The sequence below is a fragment of the Nonomuraea sp. NPDC004580 genome, from assembly GCF_040609855.1.
In the GTDB taxonomy this organism is placed as follows: domain Bacteria; phylum Actinomycetota; class Actinomycetes; order Streptosporangiales; family Streptosporangiaceae; genus Nonomuraea; species Nonomuraea salmonea.
Map to the genome: position 1 here is coordinate 89386 of NZ_JBEXLH010000016.1, position 20448 is coordinate 109833.

The window sequence follows — 20448 nt, forward strand, 5'->3', positions numbered from 1 at the left end:
CAAGGTCCTTCCCCCTGAGAAGCGTCATGGATGCCTATGGGCGCGCCAGCTTCTCTTAAACCAGGGGCCGGACAAGTCGCAGGTCGGTGCGTCAGACGTGGGAGTAGACCACGATCGACACCGCGATGTACTGCACGAGGTAGGCCGCCACCGTGAACGCGTGGAAGACCTCGTGGAAGCCGAACCAGCGAGGTGCGGGGTCGGGGCGGCGCAGGCCGTACACGACGGCGCCCGCCGAGTAGAAGACGCCGCCGACCGCCACCAGCACGACGGCGGCCACGCCCGCGCCCTCCAGGAGCTGGGGCATCACGAAGACGGCGGTCCAGCCGAGCGCCAGGTAGAGGACGGTGTAGAGCCAGCGGGGCGCGTTCATCCAGAACACCCGGAACAGCACGCCGGCCAGGGCGCCGCCCCAGATCACCGACAGCACCGCCACCCGTGGGGTGCCGTCGAGTGCCAGCAGGGCGAACGGGGTGTAGGTGCCGGCGATGATCAGGTAGATGTTCGCGTGGTCGACCCGGCGCAGGAACTCCGCGAGGCGGGGGCCGAGGGTGCTGCGGTGGTAGGTGGCGGAGATGCCGAACAACAACGCCGAGGTGATCGCGTAGATGGCGGAGGCCAGCCGGGCCTGCAGGGTGGGGCCGAGCGCCACGAGCACGAACCCGGCGACCAGCGTCACGGGCAGCGCTCCAGTGTGCAACCAGCCTCGCAGCCTGGGCTTGGCGGTGATGGTCGTCATGAAACCTACGGTACCGTAGGTTACTAGCTGGAAAGGTATCGGGACCCGGAGAAAAAGGGTGAAACGCTTGAGCCGCTGGGAGCGGCGGGCCAGGTGGGGGAGACCGCTGGAAGCGGCAGGCCAGAGCGGGAAACCGCGGAGAGCGGCGGGCCAGGTGCGGGAGACCGCTGGGAGCGGCGGGCCAGAGCGGGAGGCTGTTGAGGAGCGCCTCACAAGCCCCCGCCGGGGAGCGCCCTACAAGCCGCTGAAGAAGCGGGCGGCGATCGGGACGGCGGCGGAGCGGCCCGAGCCGCCGTGCCGGACGAAGACGCAGAAGGCCAGATCGTCGCGGAAGCCGATGAACCAGGCGTGCGCCGTGCCGTCCGGCACCTCGGCGGTGCCCGTCTTGCCCGAGACGTCGGCGGGCAGTCCCGCGCCGCCGGCCGTCCCGTGGTCGACCACGGCGGCCATCATGTCGCGCAGCGCGGAAACCAGCCGGGAGTCCATCACCACGTCGCCGTGCGGGACGCCGTCGATGCGGCGTACCTGCTCCTTCGACAGCAGCCGCGGCGAGCGCCAGGTGCCGCTCTCGACGGCGGCGGCCAGCGCGGCCATGCACAGCGGCGTGGTGACGACCTCGCCCTGCCCGATGGCGTCGGCGGCGAGCATGTCGGGGTCGTCGGTCTCCGGCACCGCGCCGCAGCTGCCGCCGATCCCGGTCGCGATGGGCCGGCCGAACCCCCACTCCTCGGCGGCGGCGCGCAGGTCCGCGCTGGTCAGCCTGGTCGTCGTCTGCTCGACGAACGTGGTGTTGCAGGAGTGCGCGAACGCCTCGGTGAAGGTGACGACGCCGCGGTCCACCTCGCCGTCGTTGCTGTAGAGGCGGTGGAACGGGATCTGGTACGTCCCGGGGCAGCCGACCTGGGCCTGCGGGTCGAGGCCGCTCTTGAGCAGGGCCGCCGCGGTGATCGTCTTGAACACCGAGCCGGGCGGGAAGACGTCGCGCACGGCGCTGTAGCTGTCCTCCAGCCGGTCGGCCAGCGCCAGGATCTCGCCGGTGCTCGGCCGGATGACGATGATCGTGGAGTCGTCCACGCCGTCCAGCGCCCGCGCGGCCGCCGCCTGCACCGGGCGGGACAGCGTGGTGCGCTCGACCTCGGCCTCGGGTTTGCGGGTGAGCAGTCTCCGGTCGGGGCGTCCCGGCGCCTTGGCGACCAGCGCCCAGCCGTGGTTGGCCTGCTCGAACTCGGGTCTGAGCGGTTCGAGGTACGCCTCCGCGTAGCTGTCGACCGGGATCTTGTCGCCCTCGCTGGTGACCAGCTCGGCCGGGGAGGCGTCGATCTCGGTCAGCTCCAGCGTGCCGCCGTCCTTGAGCAGCGGGTGCAGCGTCTCGGGGGTCCATAAGACCTTCCACGCGCGGTCGCGTACGGCCAGGCGTAGGACCCCGTCGAACGGCCACTCCCCCAGCTCCGCCAGCACCCGCACCCCCGAGAACGGCACCTCGGCGCTCTCCTCCCCCGTGCCCCGCAGCGCGCCGGGGGCGAGCTGGAGCGACTCGACGTGCAGGTCCTCGCTCAGCTCCCGATGCCGGACGGAGAAGTCGCCGGGAGGCTGGTGGACCAGCCGCGCCATGGCCAGCAGGTCCCCTTTGCCCCAGGCGGCGAAGTACGCGGCGGCCGTCCGAGCAGCGCTGCCTTTGACCCTGTTCGATGCGATGACGGCGAAAGCACCGGCCCCAACTACCGCGACAACGGCGATAACGAGCACAATCAGCCTTCGACGTCGCATACGGTGCTCCCAGGAGGCGATGAGACGTGGCACGTGGACAGCGGGAACCTATGCCCGGCCGTTATCCGGTGACGTTCGGAGAGATCGAGCTGCTCCGAGACCTCGACCGGCAGGACGGCTGGGTGCTGTCCAAGGATGGCGTACCGCAGTCGTATGTTGATCTACAAGACCCGACATTTCTGGAATTCGAGTATGTACGACTCATGGCGGATGTGATCGACCTTTTGCCGGAAGGGCCGCTGAGCTGCGTCCACGTCGGCGGCGGCGCCTGCACGATCCCCCGCTATCTCTCCGCCACCCGGCCCGGCTCCCGCCACATCGTGATCGAGCCCGACGGGCTGCTGGTCAACCTCGTGCGCGAGCAGCTCGACCTGCGCTCGGTGCCCAAGCTGAAGGTCATCGTCGCGGGCGGGCGCGAGGGCACCGGCAAGGTCTGGGACACCACCGCCGACCTGGTGGTCCTCGACGCGTTCAGCGGGGCGACGATGCCGGTCGAGCTGGCCACCGCCGAGTACATGGGCGACATCGCGCGCGTGCTGCGGCCCGGGGGCACGCTGCTGATCAACCTGGCCGACGGCAAGGGGCTCGCGTTCGCCAAGCGGCTGCTCGCCACCGTGACCGCCACGTTCCGGCACGTCGCGCTGCTGGCCGAGCCCGGCGTCATGCGGGGGCGGCGGTTCGGGAACCTCATCGTGGCGGCCTCGCGGACCGAGCTGCCGACCGACCTGCTCACCCGGCGCGCGGCCGGCGGGCTGACGCAGGCGCGCTGCGTGCACGGCGAGGCGCTGACGAACCTCATCGCCGGCGCCGCCGCCATCAACGACGGTGACGCCGTGCTGGCTCCGGTGCCGCCGCCCGCCGTCTTCGGCTGAAAACCGGTTTCGCGCCCTCGATGGCCGGGCCGAGACTGGCCGCCATGAATTCTCAGGACGTCCTGCTCATCGGCGGCCGGGCCGGCTCCGGCAAGTCCACCACCGGCTACGAGGTGTCGCGGCTGCTGCGCGCCGCCGACGTGGCCCACTGCCTCATCGAGGGCGACAACCTCTGCGAAGCTCATCCCGCGCCGGACGCCGACCCGCACAGGACCGCGATGACCGAGGCCAACCTGGCCGCCGTCTGGGCGAACTACGCCGCACTCGGCTACCGCCGGCTCATCTACACCGACACCGTGAGCGTGCTGGAAGCGGACCTCATCACGCGCGCCATGGGCGGCGGCCCCTGACCATCAGCCCCACCCGCACCCCGCCCTCCCGGCCCAACCACCCGCCGCCGCGGCCGAGCGCGGAAGGGTCACCCCAAGAGGGGTTCCCCCTTCTCGTAAAAAGTGATATCACTTTGCTAGCAAGATGAAGTCACGGAGAAGGGGACGCAACGATGGCGGAGACATCGGGTGGGGTCGCGATTGAGGGGACCGTCGTGGAGATGCCGACCCCGCGCACGCACGAGCGCCCGGTCAGGGCGGCCAACGGGTTCGTGATGCTGGCGGTCTCGACGCTGGTGTTCCTGGCCGGCGTGGCGCTGCTGGTGGTGGGGATCGCGCTGCTCGCCTCGGGGGCCGGGCAGGGCGGGCTGTGGACGATGATCGCCGGCGCGCTGGTGCTGCTGATCGGGTTCGTGATGTTCTTCGGGCTGACGGCGGTCGCGCCGGGCGAGGCCAGGGTGGTGCAGCTCCTCGGCCGGTACGTCGGCACGCTGCGCACCCCCGGCTTCCAGTGGGTCAACCCGATCACCGCGCGCCGGCGGGTGTCCACGAGGATCCGCAACCACGAGACGGACGTGACGAAGGTCAACGACGCCGACGGCAACCCGATCCAGATCGCGACCGTGGTGGTCTGGCAGGTGGAGGACACCGCGCAGGCGGTGTTCGAGGTGGACGACTTCTTGGAGTTCGTGGCCATCCAGGCCGAGACGGCGGTCCGGCACATCGCGGGCAGCTACCCGTACGACGCGCACGGCGAGCCGCGGCTTTCGCTGCGCGACAACGCCGACGAGATCAACGAGCAGCTGTCGGCGGAGATCGCGGCACGGGTGTCGTCGGCCGGCGTCAAGGTCATCGAGTCGCGCATCATCCACCTGGCCTACGCGCCGGAGATCGCCCACGCCATGCTCCGCCGCCAGCAGGCGGGCGCGATCGTGGCGGCCAGGCAGCGGATCGTCGACGGCGCGGTCGGCATGGTCGAGATGGCCCTGGACAAGCTGGCCGAGCGCGAGGTGGTCGAGCTGGACGAGGAGCGCAAGGCGGCCATGGTGAGCAACCTGCTCGTGGTGCTGGTCGGCGACCGCGACACCCAGCCGGTCGTCAACGCCGGCACGCTCTACCAGTAACCCGTGGAACGCAAGAAGATCCTGCTCCGGCTCGACCCGGTGGTGCACGACGCGCTCGCCAAGTGGGCCGCCGACGAGCTGCGCAGTACGAACTCCCAGATCGAGTTCCTGCTGCGCAGGGCGCTGGCCGAGGCGGGACGCCTGCCCGACGGGGTGGGGCGGATGCGCACGCGGGGCCGCCCGCGCAAGACCCCCGACGGTGAGAGTCGCGACGAGGAGGAACCACCCGATGCAGACGCCGGTGAGGCATCATGAGCCGCTGACCCGCTCGGCCTTCCTGCTGGCCTTCGACCTGCGCAAGGACCGCCTGGTGCAGCAGACGGAGCTGGGCCACCTGCTGCGCGCCGCGGCGCTCGCCGAGCTGCTGCTCCAGGGCAGCCTGGCCGATGACGGGGGCAAGGCCAAGGCCGTGCGGCCGCCCGCCGGCCTCGCCCCCGCCTCGCTCCCCGCGGTCGTCTGGGAGGAGATCTCCACCTCGCCGCCGCGCTCCTGGCGGCGCTGGATCCGCAAGGATTACGCGAAGGCGGTCACGCTGGTCCGCGACGAGCTGGCCGCCGACCGGCTGATCCGGGTGGAGCGGCGGCGGGTGCTGCTCTTCCCGGTGGAGCGGGTCGTGCCGCGCCGTCCGTACGTCTCGCGCCGGCTCGCCGAACGGGTGAGCAGGGCCGTGCGCGGCGGCCGGCCGGTGAGCCGCGTCGAGCCCGACCTCCGGGTGCTCGCCGCGCTGGCGGCGGCGGCCCGCATCAGATCGGTCGTCGGGGACGGCGGTCCGCACGACGGCCGCGACCGCGTCGAACAACTCGCCCAGCCCGTCGAACCGATCGCCACCGCCCTCCGCAAGATCATCGACGCCATCAAGAGTTCAGCCAGCGCAGGCTGACCCACCCCACCTCCTATAAGGCGCGGCCGCCCCGAGCGGGGCGGCCTCCCCGAACACCTCGCAGAAGGCCGAGCCGTCCCAAGCCGGACGGCCTCACCGCGCAAGGCCGAGCCGCGCCCGACCGGGGCGGCCTCTTCGCGCAGCTCCCGGACCCCGCACGACGACAGCGGCGATCGCCTCATCCGCGTACCTCCAGTGAGCACGACGACATCCCCGAGGGGGAGCCTCATGACCATGTCCACGCGGGCGCCGGCCGTGCCGGCGGGCACCGTTTCCCGAGCGCTGGCGCCCGATCTCGCCAGGGGCGCGATGTTGCTGGCGATCGCGTTCGCGCACGCGCCGCTGTTCCTCGACGGCACCAGCAAGAGCCCGCCCCTGGCCGGCGTCATCACCGACGTCTTCCACTTCCTGTTCGTCAACAACCACGCGCGGCCGCTGTTCGCGTTCTTGTTCGGCTACTCCCTGGTCCAGCTGCTCGACAGGCGGCTCGCGCGCGGCGCCGGCTGGGTGGGGGCGCGCAAGCTGCTGCGCCGCCGCGGCTGGTGGCTGGTGGTGTTCGGGCTGGCGCACACGGCGCTGCTGGTCCCGATCGACATCCTGGCCGGTTACGGCGTGGCCGCCCTGATCCTGGTCCCTCTGCTGCGCCGCACGGACAGGGCGCTGCTGTGGACGGCCGGGCTCACGCTGGTGCCCGCCACGCTGCTGACCGGGGCCGCCATGTGGCTGCCGATGTCGCAGGGCCGGCGCACGTACGACGTGAACGGCGTGGCCGTGGAGCAGGGCGCCTCCTACGCGGCCGGGATCGCCGAGCGGCTCTCCGTGTGGCCGCTCGCGCTGCTCATCGAGCTGCTCCTCGTGATCCCCGGCGTGGTGCTCGGCATGTGGGCGGCCCGCCGCCGCTTCCTCGACGAGCCGGAGCGGCACCGCCCGTTCCTGGTGCGCGCGGCCGTGCTCACCACCATCGTGTCGATCGCCGGCTCGCTGCCCGCCGCGCTCATGCACGCCGGCGTGTGGACCGATCCGTCCGGTGCGGCGTTGTGGGCGGCGGTGCTGGCGCAGCCGCTCACCGGGCACGCCGGCGGCATCGGCATGGCGGCCATCGTCGCCCTCATCGCGATCAGGGCGGCGAAGCGGCGCGGCCGGTTCACCACCATGGTCGAGTCGCTCGGCCGGCGGTCGATGAGCATGTACCTGTTCCAGTCGGTCGCGTTCGTCCTGCTCTTCGCCCCGTACGCGCTGGGCCTCCAGGACGATCTGGGCAGGACGGGCGCCACGCTGGTCGGAGCGGCCACCTGGGCGCTGTCGCTGCTGCTGGCCGACGTGATGCGGCGGGCGGGTCACCGGGGCCCGGCCGAGCTGCTGCTGCGCCGCCTGGCCTACCGCTGAGCCGTCAGGGCTCCGGGCCGAGGTAGGCCAGCACCGCGGCCACCCGCCGGTGCACGTCGCCGCTGTTCTCCAGGCCGAGCTTGGTGAAGATGGCGTTGACGTTCTTCTCCACCGACGAGATCGACAGGTGCAGGGCGCGGGCGATGGCCGCGTTCGTCCGGCCGTGGGCCATCTCGCGCAGCACGTCCCGCTCGCGCGCGGTCAGCTCCTCCTGCTGGCCGCGCACGTCGCGCCTGGCCAGCAGGCCCTCCACCACCTTGGGGTCGATGACGGAGCCGCCCGCGGCCACCGCCTGGATCGCGCCGAGCAGCTCGTCCAGGTCGCCGACGCGGTCCTTGAGCAGGTACGCGTACCCCTCGGTGCCGTGCTTGAACAGCTCGAAAGCGAACAGGGCGTCCGAGAACTGCGACAGCACCACCACGCCCACCTCGGGGTGCGCGGCGCGGATGCGGTGGGCGGCGTCGATGCCCTCGAAGCCCTGCCGCCACCGCCCGCCGGGCATCCTGATGTCGGTGACGACGACGTGGGGACGCAGGCGGCGTACGGCGTCGAGCAGCTCGTCGGCGTCACCGACCGCGCCGACGACGCTCACCTCGCCCGACAGTTCGAGCAGCCGTCTGGTGCCCTCGCGGACGAGGTAGTGGTCGTCGGCCACCACCGTGCGGATCTGCTCAGCCATCGACGGGCACCCATGCGTCCATCCGCGTCCCCTTCCCCGGTTCGCTGTCCACGGTCAGTCCGCCGCCGAGCGCGTCGAGGCGGTCGGCGAGGGTGGCGAGCCCTCTGCGGGCCGCCGTACGCGGGTCGAAGCCCGTGCCGTCGTCGGCCACGGTGGCCCGCAGGCGTCCGCCGTCCTGCGTCAGGCGTACGTCGATGTGGCCGGGTGCGGCGTGTTTGAGTGCGTTGGCCACGGCCTCGCTGACCGTGAAGTACATGGCGCCCTCGATCTCGTCGGCGAAGCGGCGGGCGCGCAGCGGCGGCGGCGCGCTCACCGTCGTACGGACGGGCAGCCGCGAGCAGCGCTCCTCCACGGCCTCGACCAGCCCGCCCTGGCTGAGGGATGACGGGTGGATGCCGGCGGCCAGCTCGCGCAGGTCGTCGAGCGTCTGGCGGGCCTGCTCGCGCAGGTGGGTCAGCATGTCGGGGCCCGCGCCCGTGGCCCTGGCGAGTTCGAGTCCGGCGATGAGGGCGACGAGCTGCTGCTGCACGCCGTCGTGGATGTTGCGCTCGATGCGGCGCCGCTCGGCCTCCTGCGCGTTGACCAGGCGGGTGACGAGCCCGGCGCTCTGGATGGCGAGCCCGGCGGGCACGGCGAGCGCTTCGAGCAGGCGCCGGTCGGTACGCGTGAGCGGCCCGCCGTCCCTGGGCCCGCAGGCGATGCGGCCGAGGTCGCCGGGCACGGACAGCTCAAGGGCGGGCGGCCCGTCCTCCTCGCCGGCGACCACGCGGGTGCCGTCGGCCAGCGTGACGGCCGCCCACCTGAGGTCGAGTCCGGCGCGGATGGCGGCGGCGAGCCTGCCGAGCTGCTCCACGGGCTCGGAGGTGCCGGCGAGCGCGGTGCCGAGGTCGGACAGCACCTCGTCCGCGGTCGGCCGCAGGTCGAACACGAGGTGCAGGCGCGAGCCCCTGATGCCGACGCGGACGTCGAGCAGCCGGTGCCGGAAGATCGCCACGGTGATCGCGGCGGGCAGCGCCCCGACGGTCGCCAGCATCCCGACCATGATGACGGGCCAGGCCTGCTCGCGGGCGCCGAACGAGCCGCCCAGGCCGAAGAAGAGCGCGACCACGCCGGCCAGGGTGGCGGCGGTGCCGCCGACGATCCACGCGTACTGGCCGCGCTCCCCGGGCGCGCTGCGCCGCCAGCGCACCACGAGCCCGCAGAACACCACCACCGCCATGATGATCACGACGAGCTGCCCGGACGCCTGCACGAGCCCGACGGCGAGATCGCGCGGCGTCATGGGGCCGGCCGGCGGGCCGTAGGGGTTCCAGGTCATCAGCACGGTGCCGGCGGTGTGCACGACGAGCGCGGCGGCGGAGATCCACGCCACCGGACGCCAGCGCCGCGACGGCAGCCGGCCGTCGGGGAAGAGCAGCGGCACGAAGACCCAGGTGAGCGCGTAGAAGGGGGCGTAGAGGGCGGTGAGCGGGATGACGAGCAGGTCGGGTGCGCCGCGCGCGGCCAGCCCGACGCCGAGCCCGGCCAGCCCGAACAGCAGCGCGGCGGTCAGCAGCAGCGGGCCGTAGCGCAGCTCGGGCCGCCGCACGGTCAGCAGCCAGCCCAGCGCGGGCAGCGGCAGCGCGATCACGGCGTAGACCCACTGCGACGCCGGGGCGGGCAGCCCGCTCTCCAGGAGCGCGCCCGTGGTGGCGGTCGCGGCCGCGGTCAGCGCCGTCAGCCCGGCCAGCGGCCTCGAACTCATAGGCTCCCATCGTGGCGAGCGGGCAGGTGGGCGTCTATGAGGTTATCCGCATATTTCGTACGGCCATCCGCACCTGCCATGACGGTGGTTCACACGGTGGTCCCCGGCCGGGCGACGGCGATCGAATGGTGGTCACGTAGCCGACCCCGAAGGAGGGTGCATGACCACCCGATCGAAGCCCGCCCGGTTCCTCGCCGCCGCCACGCTCGCGGCGGCCATGACGGTGACGACGACACTGACGGCGGGTGTGACGGCGGCTCACGGGAGCGCCGCCGTACCCGCCCAGGCCGCCACCACGTCCGCGGCGGGCGCCGTCGCGGCGCCGGCGATCCCGGACACGCCGGCGGGCAGGCAGCTCGGCTGGGTGCTGGGGGCGGTGTCCCGCGCGCCGCTCCCCGAGGCCGAGCTGCGCGCGCACTTCGCCGCCGGTTTCCTCGCGAACATCCCGCCGGCCCAGCTCAACCAGGCGCTGGCGACCTTCAAGGGCATGAAGCTGGAGCGGCTGACGTCCGCGCAGGATCGGCAGCTCGCGGCCCGCGTGCTGGTCGGCCGCACCCCGATCGACCTGGCGCTCACCGTCGACGGCGGCGGGCTGATCGACGGGCTGCGGTTCGGCGCGCCTGAGGTGCGCAGCTGGAGCGAGGCGGACCGGCGGCTGCGCGCGATCGCGCCGCGCACCGGCTTCCTGGCGGCCGAGCTGACCGCCGGCGGCAGATGCCGCCCCGTGCACGCCATCGCCGCGGGCAAGCGCCGGCCGCTCGGGTCCATGATCAAGCTGTACGTGCTGGGCACGGTAGCCCAGCAGATCAAGAGCGGCCGGTTCGGCTGGGACACCGAGCTGACGATCACGCCGGAGCTGAAGAGCCTGCCGGGCGGCGAGCTGCACGGGCGGCCCGACGGCAGCAAGGTCACCGTGCTCGAGGCGGCCAAACTGATGATCTCGATCAGCGACAACACGGCCACCGACCTGCTGATTCACAAGGTGGGCCGCGAGGCGGTCGAGCGGACGCTGCGCTCCTGGGGCGTGCGCGACCGGCGCAACGAGCCGCTGCTGACCACCAGGGACCTGTTCGTGCTCAAGGGCGTGAAGTATCCGCGCCACGCCAGGAAGTATCTGGCGATGAGCGACGCGAAGCAGCGCTCCTACCTGGAGAAGGTGGTGGCCGGGCAGGACCTGTCGGCGTTCGAGCTGTACACGGCGCCGCGCGAGCTGGACACCGTGGAGTGGTTCGCCTCCCCCAAGGACATCTGCCGCGCCTACGCGGAGCTGGTGAAGCTCGGTGACGAGCACATCGGGCAGGCCATGTCGATCAACGACGCCGGGCTCGGGCTGGACAAGAAGGCGTGGCCGACCGTGTGGTTCAAGGGCGGGTCGGAGCCCGGCCTGTCGGACCTGAGCTTCCTCGCGCGGACGGCCGGCGGGAAGACGTACGTGGTGGTCGCGATGGGGGCCGACGGGAAGGCGCCGATCAGCGAGGCGTCGACGCTCGACCAGGTCGCCGTGGCGCGCGGCGCCTTCACCCTCGCCAACGGCTCCTGACGCACCCGAAACGGCCGGGCGCCCCGCATCGGACGAGCGTCGCTGCGGGGCTCCAGCGGCCAGGCGCCCGGCTCCGGGCGGGCGCCTGGCTCCGGGCGGGCGCCTGCCTCCGAGCGGGCGCCTGGCTCCGGGCGGCCCTACTTCAGTGTCAGGCAGGCGACGCGGTCGCCGGCGGTGCCGACCTGGGGGCCGGACGTCTTGGTGGCCTTGGAGTGGATGACCAGGGAGCCGGGCAGCTTGGCACGTTCCAGTGCCCAGTCGTTGCGGGCGGCCGAGCGGCCCTGGCCCTCCTCGTCGGTGGTGAAGTCGAGCCACACCTCGCTCACCGGGTCGATCTGGCCGGGGCGGTGCTGGTAGTGGGGGCCGGCGGCCTCCGGGTCGGTGCCGCACGGCTTGGCGTGCAGGTGGGCGCCGTACGAGCGGCGCGGCAGCAGCCCCTCGACCACGAGCGAGGTGCGGGTCTGCCCGCCGGACGACTCGACGGTGACGCTGGCCTGCGACCCCTGGGGCGCGAGCTTGCGGTCGTAGACGATGGCCGCGGTGTCGTCCTTGGAGAACTCGCCCGCCGCGCTGAGGTTGATCGTCTCGTCGGGCGCGGTCTTGGCGTTCTGGACCGGCGCGGACGGCCCCGCGCACGACGTGATGGAAGCCGCCACAGCAGCGGTCGCCGCCAGGCTGAGCAGGAACGCGGACACACGCATGAGACCCCCCATGAATCCGAGCCCTTCCGGCACGCGGGCTCCGAGAGGCACCCACTCTAACGAGTGACCGGACCGCTACGTACCGTCATTCCGCTGCGGCGCCATGTTTTGCCACGATCTCGTCGATCTGTGCCGCCAGGGTGACGTCCTTGTCCGTCAGGCGGCCCGCCGAGTGGGTGGTGAGCGCCAGGTGCAGCGTGCGCCAGCGGATGTCGATGTCGGGGTGGTGGTCGAGCTCCTCGGCACGTACCGCGATCTCGTCCACGATGCGGATCGCGGTCGGGAAGTCGGGCGCGGTGACCGTACGCCTGATCTCCTCACCCACGCGCTGCCAGGCCGGCACTGCGGCGAGCTTGCTCTCGATGTCCATGACACCACCGTACGGCGGCGCCCCCGTGAGCGTCCGGAGGCGCCGTCGTGGTGTCAGCCGAAGTGCGCCCTGGTCTCCGCGAACGCCTGGTCGGTGCCCTCCAGCGCGGCCGCCACGTCCTCCTCGGTGTGGGCGGCCGACAGGAACCAGTTGTGCCAGGGGTGCAGGTAGACGCCGTGCCGCAGGCAGGCGTCGGTCCAGTGCATGGCCACCGACAGGTCGGCGTCGCCGTCGAAGCTGAGCCACGGGATCGTCACGGGGCCGGTCTGGTTGATCGTGAACCCGTGGGACTTGGCCTGCGCGTACAGGCCCTCCCTGAGCCGGGTGCCGGCCCGCTCCATGGCGGCGATGCCGTCGGTGTCGCGCAGAGTCTCGATCGTGGCCTTGGCCGCCGCCATCGCCACCGCCGAGAACCAGAACGAGCCGGTCGAGTAGAGCTGCTGGGCCGCGCCGCGCAGCGCGTCGGTGCCGGTGACGGCGGCGATCGGGTAGCCGTTGGCCATCGCCTTCGACCAGGCGGTCAGGTCGGGGCGCACGCCGTACGGCTCCCACGACCCGCGCAGGTCGATGCGGAACCCGGCGCGCACGTCGTCGATGACCAGCGCCGCGCCGATGCGGTCGGCCAGGGCCCGCGCGCCGCGCGCGAAGGCGGGCTCCACCAGCTCCTGGTCCTCGAACGAGTCGTGTTTGAAGGGCGTGACGATGATCGCCGCCACGTCGCCCTCGACGGTGGCGGCCGCGGCCTCCAGCGACTCCAGCGAGTTGTAGGCGAACTCGACGAGGTCGGCCCGCTCGTTGGGAGTGGTGCCGGCGGGCGACGGCGTGCACCAGGGGTCGGCCCCGTGGTACGCCCCGTGCGCCATCAGCACCTTCGTCCTGCCGGTCGCGGCCCGCGCGACCATGAGGGCCTGGGTGGTGGCGTCGGTGCCGTTCTTGGAGAACATCGCCCAGTCGGCGCTGGGGATGGTGTCCACCAGCAGCTCGGCCAGCTCCACCATGATCGCGCCAGGCCCGTTGAGGCAGTCGCCGAGCGCGGCCTGCCGGGCGGCGGCCTCCTCGACGCGCGGGTGGTGGTGGCCCAGCACGACCGGGCCCCAGCTGCACATGAAGTCGATGTACTCGCGGCCGTTCGCGTCCCACTGGCGGCAGCCCTGGCCGCGCTCGAAGAACTGCGGGAAGCCGGGGGCGAACAGGGCGGCGTTGAGGTGGCCGTACATGCCGCCCGGGACGACCTTGAGTGCGCGCTGACGAAGCTCTGCGTCGGTCATGGGTGTGAGTCCTTGAGGAGGGAGACGCCCTTTCACAGAAGGGCGAGGGTGGAGTCGAGATCGGTCAGCCCGGCGTCGGAGCCGAGGCCGGTGGCGACGCGGGCGGCCGCGGCGGTGCCCCAGCGGGCGGCGGTCAGGACGTCGCGGTCGTGGAGGAGCCCGGTCAGGAACCCGGCGCAGTACGCGTCACCGCACCCGGTCGTGTCGGCCACCTCCGTCTTGAGCGCCGGCACCCGCTCCTCACCGTCCGCCGTGACGACGAGGCTGCCCGCCTCCCCCTGCGTGACGAGCGCGCCACGGGGGCCGTCGGCCAGTAGGGCCCGCGCGGCGGAGGCGACGTCGGGTTCGCCGGTCATGAGCAGGGCCTGCGACTCGTTGGGCAGGACGTAGTCCACGTGCGACAGGAACGCCCTGGCCATGCCCAGCAGGTCGGGCATCTCCGACAGCAGGTCCATCGTGACGATGGTGCCGGCCGCGCGCAGCTCGTCGAGCAGGGCGAAGAAGGCGGGGTCGCCGAGGCCGAACGTGACGTCCATGCCGCCCAGGTGCACCGCCCTGGCGCGGCGCAGCACGGCCACGTCGAGGTCGGCGTAGGCGACGGTGAGGTTGGCGCCCGGCACGTGGAAGCTGGGGCGGCCGCCGTCCGGCCTGATGGGCAGGATCGAGGCCGCCGTGCGCTCCCCTGCCCTGCGGACCAGCGCGGAGGTGTCGACCCCGCGCTTGGCCAGCACCATGAGCAGGAAGTCGGCGAGATCGTCGTCGCCGACCGCTCCCATGGTGACCACGTCGTTGCCCAGCTTGACCAGATCGACCGCGGTGCCCGCGGCGGCGCCCGCCGCGGTCAGGCGGATCTGGTCGACCAGCACGGTGTCCTGGCCCTCGGGGATGTGATCGACGGGCCTGGCGAGGATGTCGACGATGTGGACGCCGACGGTGACGACGGTCATAGTCTAAATAGACAGACGTCCGAATAAAAAGTCAACGGAGGGGCCGATGCCGAAGATCGTCGATCACGACGAGCGCAGGCGCGAGGTCATGGCAGCGGCGCGCCGGGTGATCGTCAGGGACGGCATCGACGCCGCCACCACCCGCGCCATCGCCAAGGAGGCGGGTTACTCCAACGGGGTCCTCGCCCACTACTTCGCTGACAAGGACGAGATCCTGCTCTCCGCCCTTCGGCAGTCGCACGAGCGCATCCGCGCCCGCCTGACCGCCAAGGTCGAGGGTGCGGACGGACCGCTGGCCGCGCTGCGCGAGCTCCTGCTCGACAACCTGCCCCTGGACGCCGACCGCGCCCAGGAGACCCGCCTGGAGGTCAGCTTCTGGAGCCGCAGCCTCGCCACCGAAGAGCTGGCCGAGGTCCAGCGCGCAGAGGCGAGCGACCTACGAGCCGCCGTCCGCGACCTGCTCGGCCGCGCCCAGGAGGCGGGCGAGCTGCGCCACGGCGCCAGGAAGGCGGGCGAGCCGCGCGGCGAACCCGACGACCTCGACGACCTCGCCGAGGAGTTGCTGGCGCTGGTCGATGGGTTGAGTTTGCATCTGCTGCTCTATCCCGGGCGGTTGAGCCGGGAGCGGGCTGAGCGGATCATGCTGGGCGCTGTCGAGCGGCTGTGATGGACTACATTCCCGGCATATGACCTTTCGCGAGCAATTGTGCGAGTACGGCCGCCGCGCCGTCGAGCTGGGCCTGGTCATCGGGACGTCCGGGAACCTCAGCGTGCGCGAGGGCGACCGGATCGCGGTGACCCCGTCGGGCGTCGCGCTCGACCGGCTGACCCCCGAGATGTGCCCGATCGTGGACCCGGCGGGCCGGCTCGTCGAGGGCGACCTGCAGCCGTCCAGCGAAACCCCCATGCACCTGGCCGTCTACGAGACCACCGACGCGCGGGCCGTGGTGCACACGCACTCGGTCTTCGGCACGGTGGTGGCCACGACGATGACCGAGCTGCCGCCGGTGCACTACAACACGCTGCTGCTCGGCGGGGTGGTCAGGGTGGCGCCGTACGCCACGTACGGCACGCCCGAGCTGGCCGCGAACGTGCGCGCCGCCCTGGAGGGCAGGCGGGCCGCCCTGATGGCCAACCACGGCGGGGTGACCATCGGAGCGACGCTGGAGGAGGCGTTCGAGGCCACGCGGGTGCTGGAGTGGCTGTGCGAGGTGTACGTGCGCGCGTCCGGCGTCGGCACGCCCGCCGTCCTGACGGACGAGCAGCTCACCGCCGTGGTCGAACGCGCGCTCAACCCGCCCGAGTTCCCCCGGGCCTGACGGCGTCACGCCAGCGCGACCTGCTCGGCGAGGCCGAGCGGGAGCCCGCCGGAGCCCGCGATGCGGTCGTGGAACTCCTTCAGGGTGCCGCGGAACGACTCCCGGATGCGGTCGATCTCGATGGCGCCCGTCAGGTAGGAGGGGGCCTGCGTCGGCCAGGCGCAGTAGCGGTTGACCTCGCCCTGCGCGGTGCCGGGCGACAGCGACGACTTGGTCGACATGAACGTCTCCGCCTCCTCGATCGACATGTCCTCGCAGTGCAGCGCGGTGTCCACGATGATGCGGGCGGCACGGAACATCCGGAAGTCGAGGTGCGCGAGCAGGGTGGCCGGGGTGTCGAAGTAGCCGTGCTCCTGCAGCAGCTTCTCGACGTAGAGGGCCCAGCCCTCGGTGAAGTAAGGCGTCCTGAAGACCTTCCTGACCGTACGCGGGTTCTCCGCGATGTACGACAGGTGCCAGTGGTGCCCCGGGTACGCCTCGTGCACCGCGATCGACGGCATCTGGGCGTGCGCGTTGGTCCGCAGCCGCTGGCGTACCTGATCGGGGGTGAAGCCGTCCGGCGTGAACGGCACGAAGAAGACGCCCTGGCGCGAGGCGCTGAGCGGCGGCGGCGCCATGTAGTGGGCCACGGACAGCACCGGGCGGTTGTACTCGGCGGACGGCAGCACCAGGCACTCCTCGCCGTCGGCGAAGGTGACCAGGTCGTGCTCGCGGACGAACGCCTGCGCGCGCCTGGTCTCGGCCTCGTACTCGGCGCGCATCTCGTCGAGCGTGGCCGGGTGGTCGTCCATGAGGAACTCCATGGCGGCCCGCCAGTCGCGGCTCCCGTTGACCTGGACCGCGACCTCCTGCATGCGAGCGTCCAGCTCGGCCCAGGCGGCCCTGCCCTTCTCGTGCAGCTCGGCGGCGCCGTAGCCGAGCATCTCGCGCTCGCGCAGCAGCGTGGAGTAGAGCCGCTCCCCCATGCGCCAGGTGCCGCCGCACTCGAAGGTCTCGAGGAAGGTGACCAGCTCGTCGAAGGCGCGCGCGGCCGGCTCGGCGGCCTCGGCCAGGCGGGCGCGCAGCCCGGGGTCCTCGACCATGGACGGGATCGTGCGGGTGAGGAAGTTCCGGCCGGTACGCGCCTGCCCCAGCCCCCGCTTGACCAGCAGCGGGGCGGCCAGGTCCGGGTCGAGGTTGGCGCGGCAGGCGGCGAGCACGCCGGGCACCTCGGCCAGCCGGGACAGCGCGGCGCTCACCAGCTCGGGCTCGGGCTTGAGCCGGTGCTGGAAGGGGGCGTACATGGAGGTGAAGATCGTGCCGAGGTAGACGCTCGGGTCGCGGCGCCACTCGGGCCAGGCGGCCTCCGCGATGGCGCCTCTGAGCTGCGACAGGACGAGGTCCCTGTCGATCGCGTCGTCCAGGGTGGGGGTTTCTTGGGCCGAGAGGCGTTCGAGCCAGCGGACCTGCTCGCGCTCGCGGTTGTGCCAGGCGTCAGCGGTCCAGTCGCCGAGCGTGTGATCGTAGCCGTCGGCTCCCAGCGTGGCGGCGACGATCGGATGGTCGGAAAAGTACCACTTGAGAAACTCGTCCACCGGTGCACCATATCCTGAGCAAATGCCCCTCCAGATCACTGGCGCGCTAGGTGACCCTGACCTGATCCGCCTCCCCTGGGAAGTCCCGCTGCAGGACTGGCCGCAGCACCATCTGGTCGATCTGCCGCGCGGCATCTCGCGGCACGTGGTCCGCTTCGCCCGGCTCTCCGGCAAGGTGTACGCGATCAAGGAGATCAGCGAACGGTACGCCAAGCGGGAGTACCAGCTGCTGTGGGACCTGGCCAGGCTGGACGCGCCCGCCGTCGAACCCGTCGCGTACGTCACCGGCCGCGAGGACGGCCTCGACGCCGCGCTCATCACCCGCCACCTGCAGTTCTCGCTGCCCTACCGCGCGGTCATGTCGGGCACCCTGCGCCCCGACACGCTCACCCGCCTGCTCGACGCGCTGGCCGTGCTGCTGGTGCGGCTGCATCTCAACGGCTTCTACTGGGGTGACTGCTCGCTGTCGAACACGCTGTTCAGGCGGGACGCGGGCGCGTTCGCGGCGTACCTGGTGGACGCCGAGACCGGCGAGATGCACCCGATGATCAGCGAGGGCCAGCGGCTCGGCGACATCGACACGGCGCACACCAACATATTCGGCGAGATGCTCGACCTGGAGGCCGGCGGGCTGCTGCACCCGTCGATCGACCCCATGGAGACCGCCGAGGACATCGTGGCCCGCTACCACCGCCTCTGGAACGAGATCAACGAGAGCGAGATCATCGAGGAGGTCGACTGGCACCGCGTGGAGCAGCGCATCAGGCGGCTCAACCTGCTGGGCTTCGACGTCGCCGAGATGATGGTGCGGCGCAAGGTCGGCACAGGACGGCTCATCGTGCGGCCCAAGGTCGTGGACGCCGGGCACCACCAGCGGCGGCTGCTCAGGCTGACCGGCCTCGACGTCGAGGAGAACCAGGCCAGGCGGCTGCTCAACGACCTCGACGGCTTCCGGGTCGCCAAGGGCCTGCGCCACGAGGACGAGGCCATCGTGGCGCACCGGTGGCTGGCCGAGGTGTTCCAGCCGACGGTCGAGGCGATCCCGGCCGAGCTGCGCGGCAAGCTGGAGCCCGCGCAGCTCTTCCACGAGATCCTGGACCACCGGTGGTACCTGTCGGAGCAGTCGGGTGCCGACGTCGGGCTGGCCAAGGCGGTGGAGTCGTACGTGGACAACATCCTCGTGCACAAGCCCGACGAGCGGGCGCTGCTACCAGAGGACGCCGATCAGTAGGCCCGGTCAGTAGGCGACGCAGATGCGCTTGCGCACGCCGGCGTTCTTCTCCAGCTCGTCGGCGATCGCGACCGCGTAGTCCTCTGCGCTGATGAAGCTGCGGCCCTGCTCGTCGCTGAGCAGGGTGTCGCCGCCCACCCTGAACACGCCGGTGCGCTCCCCCGGCGCGATCTCCGCCGCCGGGGAGACGAACGTCCAGTCGAGGTCGTCGACCTCGCGGTAGAGGCGCAGCAGGGTCCGCCCGGCCAGCGCCTCCTTCTTGTAGATCTCGGGGAACTCCGGCGTGTCCACGAGGTCCTGGCCGGGGGCCACCTGGAGGCTGCCGGCACCGCCGACCACGATCAGCCGGCGCACCCCGGCCACGCGCAGGCCGTCGATGAGCGCCTTGTTGGCCTCGATGAACGGCGGCTCGGGCTCGGTGCCGTCGCGCGGCGGGGCGATGGCGGAGACGACGGCGTCGTGGCCGGGCGCCAGGGCGGCGGTGTCGCGGACGTCCCCCTTGACGGGGCCGCCGCTGCGGCTGACGCCGGTCACCTCGTGGCCGCGGTCGCGGAGCTCGGCGGCGATGCGCTGCCCGACCATGCCGGTCGCGCCAAAGACAAGGATCTTCATACGGCCAAGAGTATCCATCGGGTACTGGTTACTTCATCGTGCTATAAGTACCCCATGGATACTGGCGACGTCTTCGATCCCGGCTGCCCGACCCGGGTGGTCCTCGACCGGATCGGCGACAAGTGGTCGGCCCTCGTGCTGCTCTGCCTCATCGGCGGGCCGATGCGGTTCACCCAGCTCAGGACGCGGATCGGCGGGGTCACGCCCAAGGTGCTGACCCAGACGTTGCGGGCGATGGAGCAGGACGGGCTGCTGACGCGCGAGGTGTTCGCGGAGGTGCCGCCGCGGGTCGAGTACACGCTGACCGACCTCGGGCGCTCGCTGCACGGGCCGATCTCGGTGGTGGCCGAGTGGGCGGAGGACAACGTCCACGAGATCATGCGCTGCCGCGAGAGGCACGCCCAGCTCTGATCGGCCTCAGCGGGCCGATCAGAGCTGGAGGGATCAGGACGCGGTCTGCTTGGTGATCTCGGCGACGATGTCGGGCCACAGGGCCTTCGGCAGGTCGTGCCCCATCCCCGGATACGTCACCAGGCGCGCCCCCGGCACCGCCTCCGCCGTCGCCCGGCCGCCGGCCACCGGGATCAGCGGGTCGGCCTCGCCGTGGATCACCAGCGTGGGGGCGCGGACGCCCGCCAGCGCCCGCGTACGGTCGCCCGACGCCCTGATGGCCGCGAACTGCCGGGCCGTGCCCGCCGGATCGAAGCACCGGTCGTAGGCCAGGCCGGCCCGTTCCCTGATGGCTTCCTCGTCCAGCTCGTAGCCCGGTGAGCCGATCACCGACCAGGTCACCACCGACTGGTCGAGCACGCCGGCGCGGTCGGTGGGCGGCGGCGTCATGAGCGCGGTCATCGCCTCGGGGGTGGGCGGGACCACGTCGGGTCCCGGCGTGGACATGATGGAGGTGAGCGTCAGCACCCGCTCGGGGTGCTCGATGGCCAGCGTCTGGGCGATCATGCCGCCCATCGAGGCGCCCACGACGTGCGCGGACGGCCAGCCGATGGCGTCCATGAACGCGGCGGTGTCGGCGGCCATGTCCGTCAGCGAATACGGCGCGGGCGCCCCCGGCTGGGGGACGCCCGCGTCGTGGAGGTGCGTGGACAGTCCCGCGTCGCGGTTGTCGAACCGTACGACGTGGTGTCCCTGCTCCGCGAGGAGCCGGCAGAGCCCTTCGTCCCATTGGATGAGCTGCGCGCCGAGCCCCATGATCAGGAGGAGCGGCCGCCCTGTGGGTGCGCCGAAGCTGTCATAGGCGATCTCGATGCCGTTTGCGGCTACACGGGTCGTCACGCAGACCAGAATGTCATTCTGGTACGTGTGGCGTAAAGCCGTCAGCGGGCGGCCGGTACGGCGATGCCACCGGCCT

General features: G+C 72.0%; 22 protein-coding genes. 11 read left to right on the forward strand and 11 right to left on the reverse strand.

What is annotated here, in order from left to right:
* Positions 1 to 91: 91 nt before the first annotated feature.
* Positions 92 to 739 (reverse strand): hemolysin III family protein, encoded by a 648-nt coding sequence (locus ABZW11_RS19110; RefSeq protein ID WP_355418726.1) that lies wholly within the window; start codon positions 737 to 739, stop codon positions 92 to 94.
* Between the two features lie 234 nt (positions 740 to 973).
* Positions 974 to 2506 (reverse strand): penicillin-binding transpeptidase domain-containing protein, encoded by a 1533-nt coding sequence (locus ABZW11_RS19115; RefSeq protein WP_355418728.1) that lies wholly within the window; start codon positions 2504 to 2506, stop codon positions 974 to 976.
* Between the two features lie 50 nt (positions 2507 to 2556).
* Between ABZW11_RS19115 and ABZW11_RS19120 the strand changes: the two genes are divergently transcribed.
* The 6 genes from ABZW11_RS19120 (at position 2557) to ABZW11_RS19145 (ending at position 7097) form a co-directional block, all read left to right on the forward strand.
* The gene (locus ABZW11_RS19120) at positions 2557 to 3378 is read left to right on the forward strand and encodes a fused MFS/spermidine synthase (protein ID WP_355418730.1); all 822 of its coding nucleotides are present in this window, start codon (positions 2557 to 2559) and stop codon (positions 3376 to 3378) included.
* A 44-nt stretch (positions 3379 to 3422) separates the two neighbouring features.
* The gene (locus ABZW11_RS19125; RefSeq protein ID WP_355418732.1) at positions 3423 to 3728 is read left to right on the forward strand and encodes a hypothetical protein; all 306 of its coding nucleotides are present in this window, start codon (positions 3423 to 3425) and stop codon (positions 3726 to 3728) included.
* Positions 3729 to 3982: 254 nt separating this feature from the next.
* Entirely contained in the window at positions 3983 to 4831 is an 849-nt protein-coding gene (locus ABZW11_RS19130) for an SPFH domain-containing protein (protein ID WP_355418851.1), read from the forward strand.
* A 3-nt stretch (positions 4832 to 4834) separates the two neighbouring features.
* Complete coding sequence (locus tag ABZW11_RS19135) at positions 4835 to 5086, forward strand: hypothetical protein (protein WP_355418734.1); 252 nt, start codon at positions 4835 to 4837, stop codon at positions 5084 to 5086.
* Positions 5061 to 5711, forward strand: coding sequence for a GPP34 family phosphoprotein (locus tag ABZW11_RS19140; protein ID WP_355418736.1), 651 nt, complete (start codon positions 5061 to 5063; stop codon positions 5709 to 5711). The genes ABZW11_RS19135 and ABZW11_RS19140 overlap by 26 nt, the downstream gene beginning before the upstream one ends.
* Positions 5712 to 5939: 228 nt before the next feature.
* Complete coding sequence (locus ABZW11_RS19145) at positions 5940 to 7097, forward strand: DUF418 domain-containing protein (RefSeq protein WP_355418738.1); 1158 nt, start codon at positions 5940 to 5942, stop codon at positions 7095 to 7097.
* Positions 7098 to 7101: 4 nt separating this feature from the next.
* Here ABZW11_RS19145 and ABZW11_RS19150 read toward each other — a convergent pair whose 3' ends face one another.
* Together ABZW11_RS19150 and ABZW11_RS19155 are read right to left on the reverse strand one after the other, a co-directional pair.
* Positions 7102 to 7776 (reverse strand): response regulator transcription factor, encoded by a 675-nt coding sequence (locus ABZW11_RS19150; protein ID WP_355418740.1) that lies wholly within the window; start codon positions 7774 to 7776, stop codon positions 7102 to 7104.
* Positions 7769 to 9520, reverse strand: a complete 1752-nt coding sequence (locus ABZW11_RS19155; RefSeq protein ID WP_355418742.1) for an ATP-binding protein — start codon at positions 9518 to 9520, stop codon at positions 7769 to 7771. The genes ABZW11_RS19150 and ABZW11_RS19155 overlap by 8 nt, the downstream gene beginning before the upstream one ends.
* 160 nt (positions 9521 to 9680) lie before the next feature.
* Between ABZW11_RS19155 and ABZW11_RS19160 the strand changes: the two genes are divergently transcribed.
* Positions 9681 to 11060: a serine hydrolase gene (locus ABZW11_RS19160; protein ID WP_355418744.1), complete on the forward strand. Its 1380-nt coding sequence runs from the start codon at positions 9681 to 9683 to the stop codon at positions 11058 to 11060.
* A gap of 137 nt (positions 11061 to 11197) precedes the next feature.
* Here the strand turns inward: ABZW11_RS19160 and ABZW11_RS19165 are convergent, their stop codons facing one another.
* The 4 genes from ABZW11_RS19165 to ABZW11_RS19180 form a co-directional block, all read right to left on the reverse strand.
* Positions 11198 to 11761, reverse strand: coding sequence for a hypothetical protein (locus ABZW11_RS19165; RefSeq protein WP_355418746.1), 564 nt, complete (start codon positions 11759 to 11761; stop codon positions 11198 to 11200).
* 85 nt (positions 11762 to 11846) lie between these two features.
* The gene (locus tag ABZW11_RS19170) at positions 11847 to 12131 is read right to left on the reverse strand and encodes a 4a-hydroxytetrahydrobiopterin dehydratase (RefSeq protein WP_355418748.1); all 285 of its coding nucleotides are present in this window, start codon (positions 12129 to 12131) and stop codon (positions 11847 to 11849) included.
* A 53-nt stretch (positions 12132 to 12184) separates the two neighbouring features.
* Entirely contained in the window at positions 12185 to 13399 is a 1215-nt protein-coding gene (locus ABZW11_RS19175; RefSeq protein WP_355418750.1) for an aminotransferase class III-fold pyridoxal phosphate-dependent enzyme, read from the reverse strand.
* Positions 13400 to 13431: 32 nt separating this feature from the next.
* Positions 13432 to 14346, reverse strand: coding sequence for a carbohydrate kinase family protein (locus ABZW11_RS19180; RefSeq protein ID WP_355418752.1), 915 nt, complete (start codon positions 14344 to 14346; stop codon positions 13432 to 13434).
* Positions 14347 to 14392: 46 nt separating this feature from the next.
* On the opposite strand from ABZW11_RS19180, the gene ABZW11_RS19185 reads away from it, so the two are divergent.
* Both ABZW11_RS19185 and ABZW11_RS19190 read left to right on the forward strand, forming a co-directional pair.
* Positions 14393 to 15013: a TetR/AcrR family transcriptional regulator gene (locus ABZW11_RS19185; RefSeq protein WP_355418754.1), complete on the forward strand. Its 621-nt coding sequence runs from the start codon at positions 14393 to 14395 to the stop codon at positions 15011 to 15013.
* A gap of 19 nt (positions 15014 to 15032) precedes the next feature.
* Positions 15033 to 15665, forward strand: coding sequence for a class II aldolase/adducin family protein (locus ABZW11_RS19190; RefSeq protein ID WP_355418756.1), 633 nt, complete (start codon positions 15033 to 15035; stop codon positions 15663 to 15665).
* A 5-nt stretch (positions 15666 to 15670) separates the two neighbouring features.
* Here ABZW11_RS19190 and ABZW11_RS19195 read toward each other — a convergent pair whose 3' ends face one another.
* A complete protein-coding gene (locus ABZW11_RS19195) occupies positions 15671 to 17239 on the reverse strand; it encodes a DUF885 domain-containing protein (protein ID WP_355418758.1) in 1569 nt (522 codons plus the stop codon).
* Positions 17240 to 17261: 22 nt separating this feature from the next.
* Between ABZW11_RS19195 and ABZW11_RS19200 the strand changes: the two genes are divergently transcribed.
* Positions 17262 to 18470, forward strand: a complete 1209-nt coding sequence (locus ABZW11_RS19200; protein ID WP_355418760.1) for a DUF4032 domain-containing protein — start codon at positions 17262 to 17264, stop codon at positions 18468 to 18470.
* 6 nt (positions 18471 to 18476) lie between these two features.
* Here the strand turns inward: ABZW11_RS19200 and ABZW11_RS19205 are convergent, their stop codons facing one another.
* Positions 18477 to 19082: an NAD(P)-dependent oxidoreductase gene (locus ABZW11_RS19205; protein WP_355418762.1), complete on the reverse strand. Its 606-nt coding sequence runs from the start codon at positions 19080 to 19082 to the stop codon at positions 18477 to 18479.
* Positions 19083 to 19136: 54 nt separating this feature from the next.
* Here ABZW11_RS19205 and ABZW11_RS19210 point away from each other — a divergent pair, with 54 nt between their 5' ends.
* Entirely contained in the window at positions 19137 to 19493 is a 357-nt protein-coding gene (locus ABZW11_RS19210) for a helix-turn-helix domain-containing protein (RefSeq protein WP_355418764.1), read from the forward strand.
* 33 nt (positions 19494 to 19526) lie between these two features.
* Here ABZW11_RS19210 and ABZW11_RS19215 read toward each other — a convergent pair whose 3' ends face one another.
* Entirely contained in the window at positions 19527 to 20372 is an 846-nt protein-coding gene (locus ABZW11_RS19215; protein ID WP_355418766.1) for an alpha/beta hydrolase, read from the reverse strand.
* Positions 20373 to 20448: the final 76 nt, after the last annotated feature.

What these genes read in the sequence shown, in the direction of transcription:
- ABZW11_RS19110 (WP_355418726.1), bottom strand. Translation starts at nt 739, where the DNA reads ATGACGACCATCACCGCCAAGCCCAGGCTGCGAGGCTGGTTGCACACT.
- ABZW11_RS19115 (WP_355418728.1), bottom strand. Translation starts at nt 2,506, where the DNA reads ATGCGACGTCGAAGGCTGATTGTGCTCGTTATCGCCGTTGTCGCGGTA.
- ABZW11_RS19120 (WP_355418730.1), top strand. Translation starts at nt 2,557, where the DNA reads ATGCCCGGCCGTTATCCGGTGACGTTCGGAGAGATCGAGCTGCTCCGA.
- ABZW11_RS19125 (WP_355418732.1), top strand. Translation starts at nt 3,423, where the DNA reads ATGAATTCTCAGGACGTCCTGCTCATCGGCGGCCGGGCCGGCTCCGGC.
- ABZW11_RS19130 (WP_355418851.1), top strand. Translation starts at nt 3,983, where the DNA reads ATGCTGGCGGTCTCGACGCTGGTGTTCCTGGCCGGCGTGGCGCTGCTG.
- ABZW11_RS19140 (WP_355418736.1), top strand. Translation starts at nt 5,061, where the DNA reads ATGCAGACGCCGGTGAGGCATCATGAGCCGCTGACCCGCTCGGCCTTC.
- ABZW11_RS19145 (WP_355418738.1), top strand. Translation starts at nt 5,940, where the DNA reads ATGACCATGTCCACGCGGGCGCCGGCCGTGCCGGCGGGCACCGTTTCC.
- ABZW11_RS19150 (WP_355418740.1), bottom strand. Translation starts at nt 7,776, where the DNA reads ATGGCTGAGCAGATCCGCACGGTGGTGGCCGACGACCACTACCTCGTC.
- ABZW11_RS19155 (WP_355418742.1), bottom strand. Translation starts at nt 9,520, where the DNA reads ATGAGTTCGAGGCCGCTGGCCGGGCTGACGGCGCTGACCGCGGCCGCG.
- ABZW11_RS19160 (WP_355418744.1), top strand. Translation starts at nt 9,681, where the DNA reads ATGACCACCCGATCGAAGCCCGCCCGGTTCCTCGCCGCCGCCACGCTC.
- ABZW11_RS19165 (WP_355418746.1), bottom strand. Translation starts at nt 11,761, where the DNA reads ATGCGTGTGTCCGCGTTCCTGCTCAGCCTGGCGGCGACCGCTGCTGTG.
- ABZW11_RS19170 (WP_355418748.1), bottom strand. Translation starts at nt 12,131, where the DNA reads ATGGACATCGAGAGCAAGCTCGCCGCAGTGCCGGCCTGGCAGCGCGTG.
- ABZW11_RS19175 (WP_355418750.1), bottom strand. Translation starts at nt 13,399, where the DNA reads ATGACCGACGCAGAGCTTCGTCAGCGCGCACTCAAGGTCGTCCCGGGC.
- ABZW11_RS19180 (WP_355418752.1), bottom strand. Translation starts at nt 14,346, where the DNA reads ATGACCGTCGTCACCGTCGGCGTCCACATCGTCGACATCCTCGCCAGG.
- ABZW11_RS19185 (WP_355418754.1), top strand. Translation starts at nt 14,393, where the DNA reads ATGCCGAAGATCGTCGATCACGACGAGCGCAGGCGCGAGGTCATGGCA.
- ABZW11_RS19190 (WP_355418756.1), top strand. Translation starts at nt 15,033, where the DNA reads ATGACCTTTCGCGAGCAATTGTGCGAGTACGGCCGCCGCGCCGTCGAG.
- ABZW11_RS19200 (WP_355418760.1), top strand. Translation starts at nt 17,262, where the DNA reads ATGCCCCTCCAGATCACTGGCGCGCTAGGTGACCCTGACCTGATCCGC.
- ABZW11_RS19205 (WP_355418762.1), bottom strand. Translation starts at nt 19,082, where the DNA reads ATGAAGATCCTTGTCTTTGGCGCGACCGGCATGGTCGGGCAGCGCATC.
- ABZW11_RS19210 (WP_355418764.1), top strand. Translation starts at nt 19,137, where the DNA reads ATGGATACTGGCGACGTCTTCGATCCCGGCTGCCCGACCCGGGTGGTC.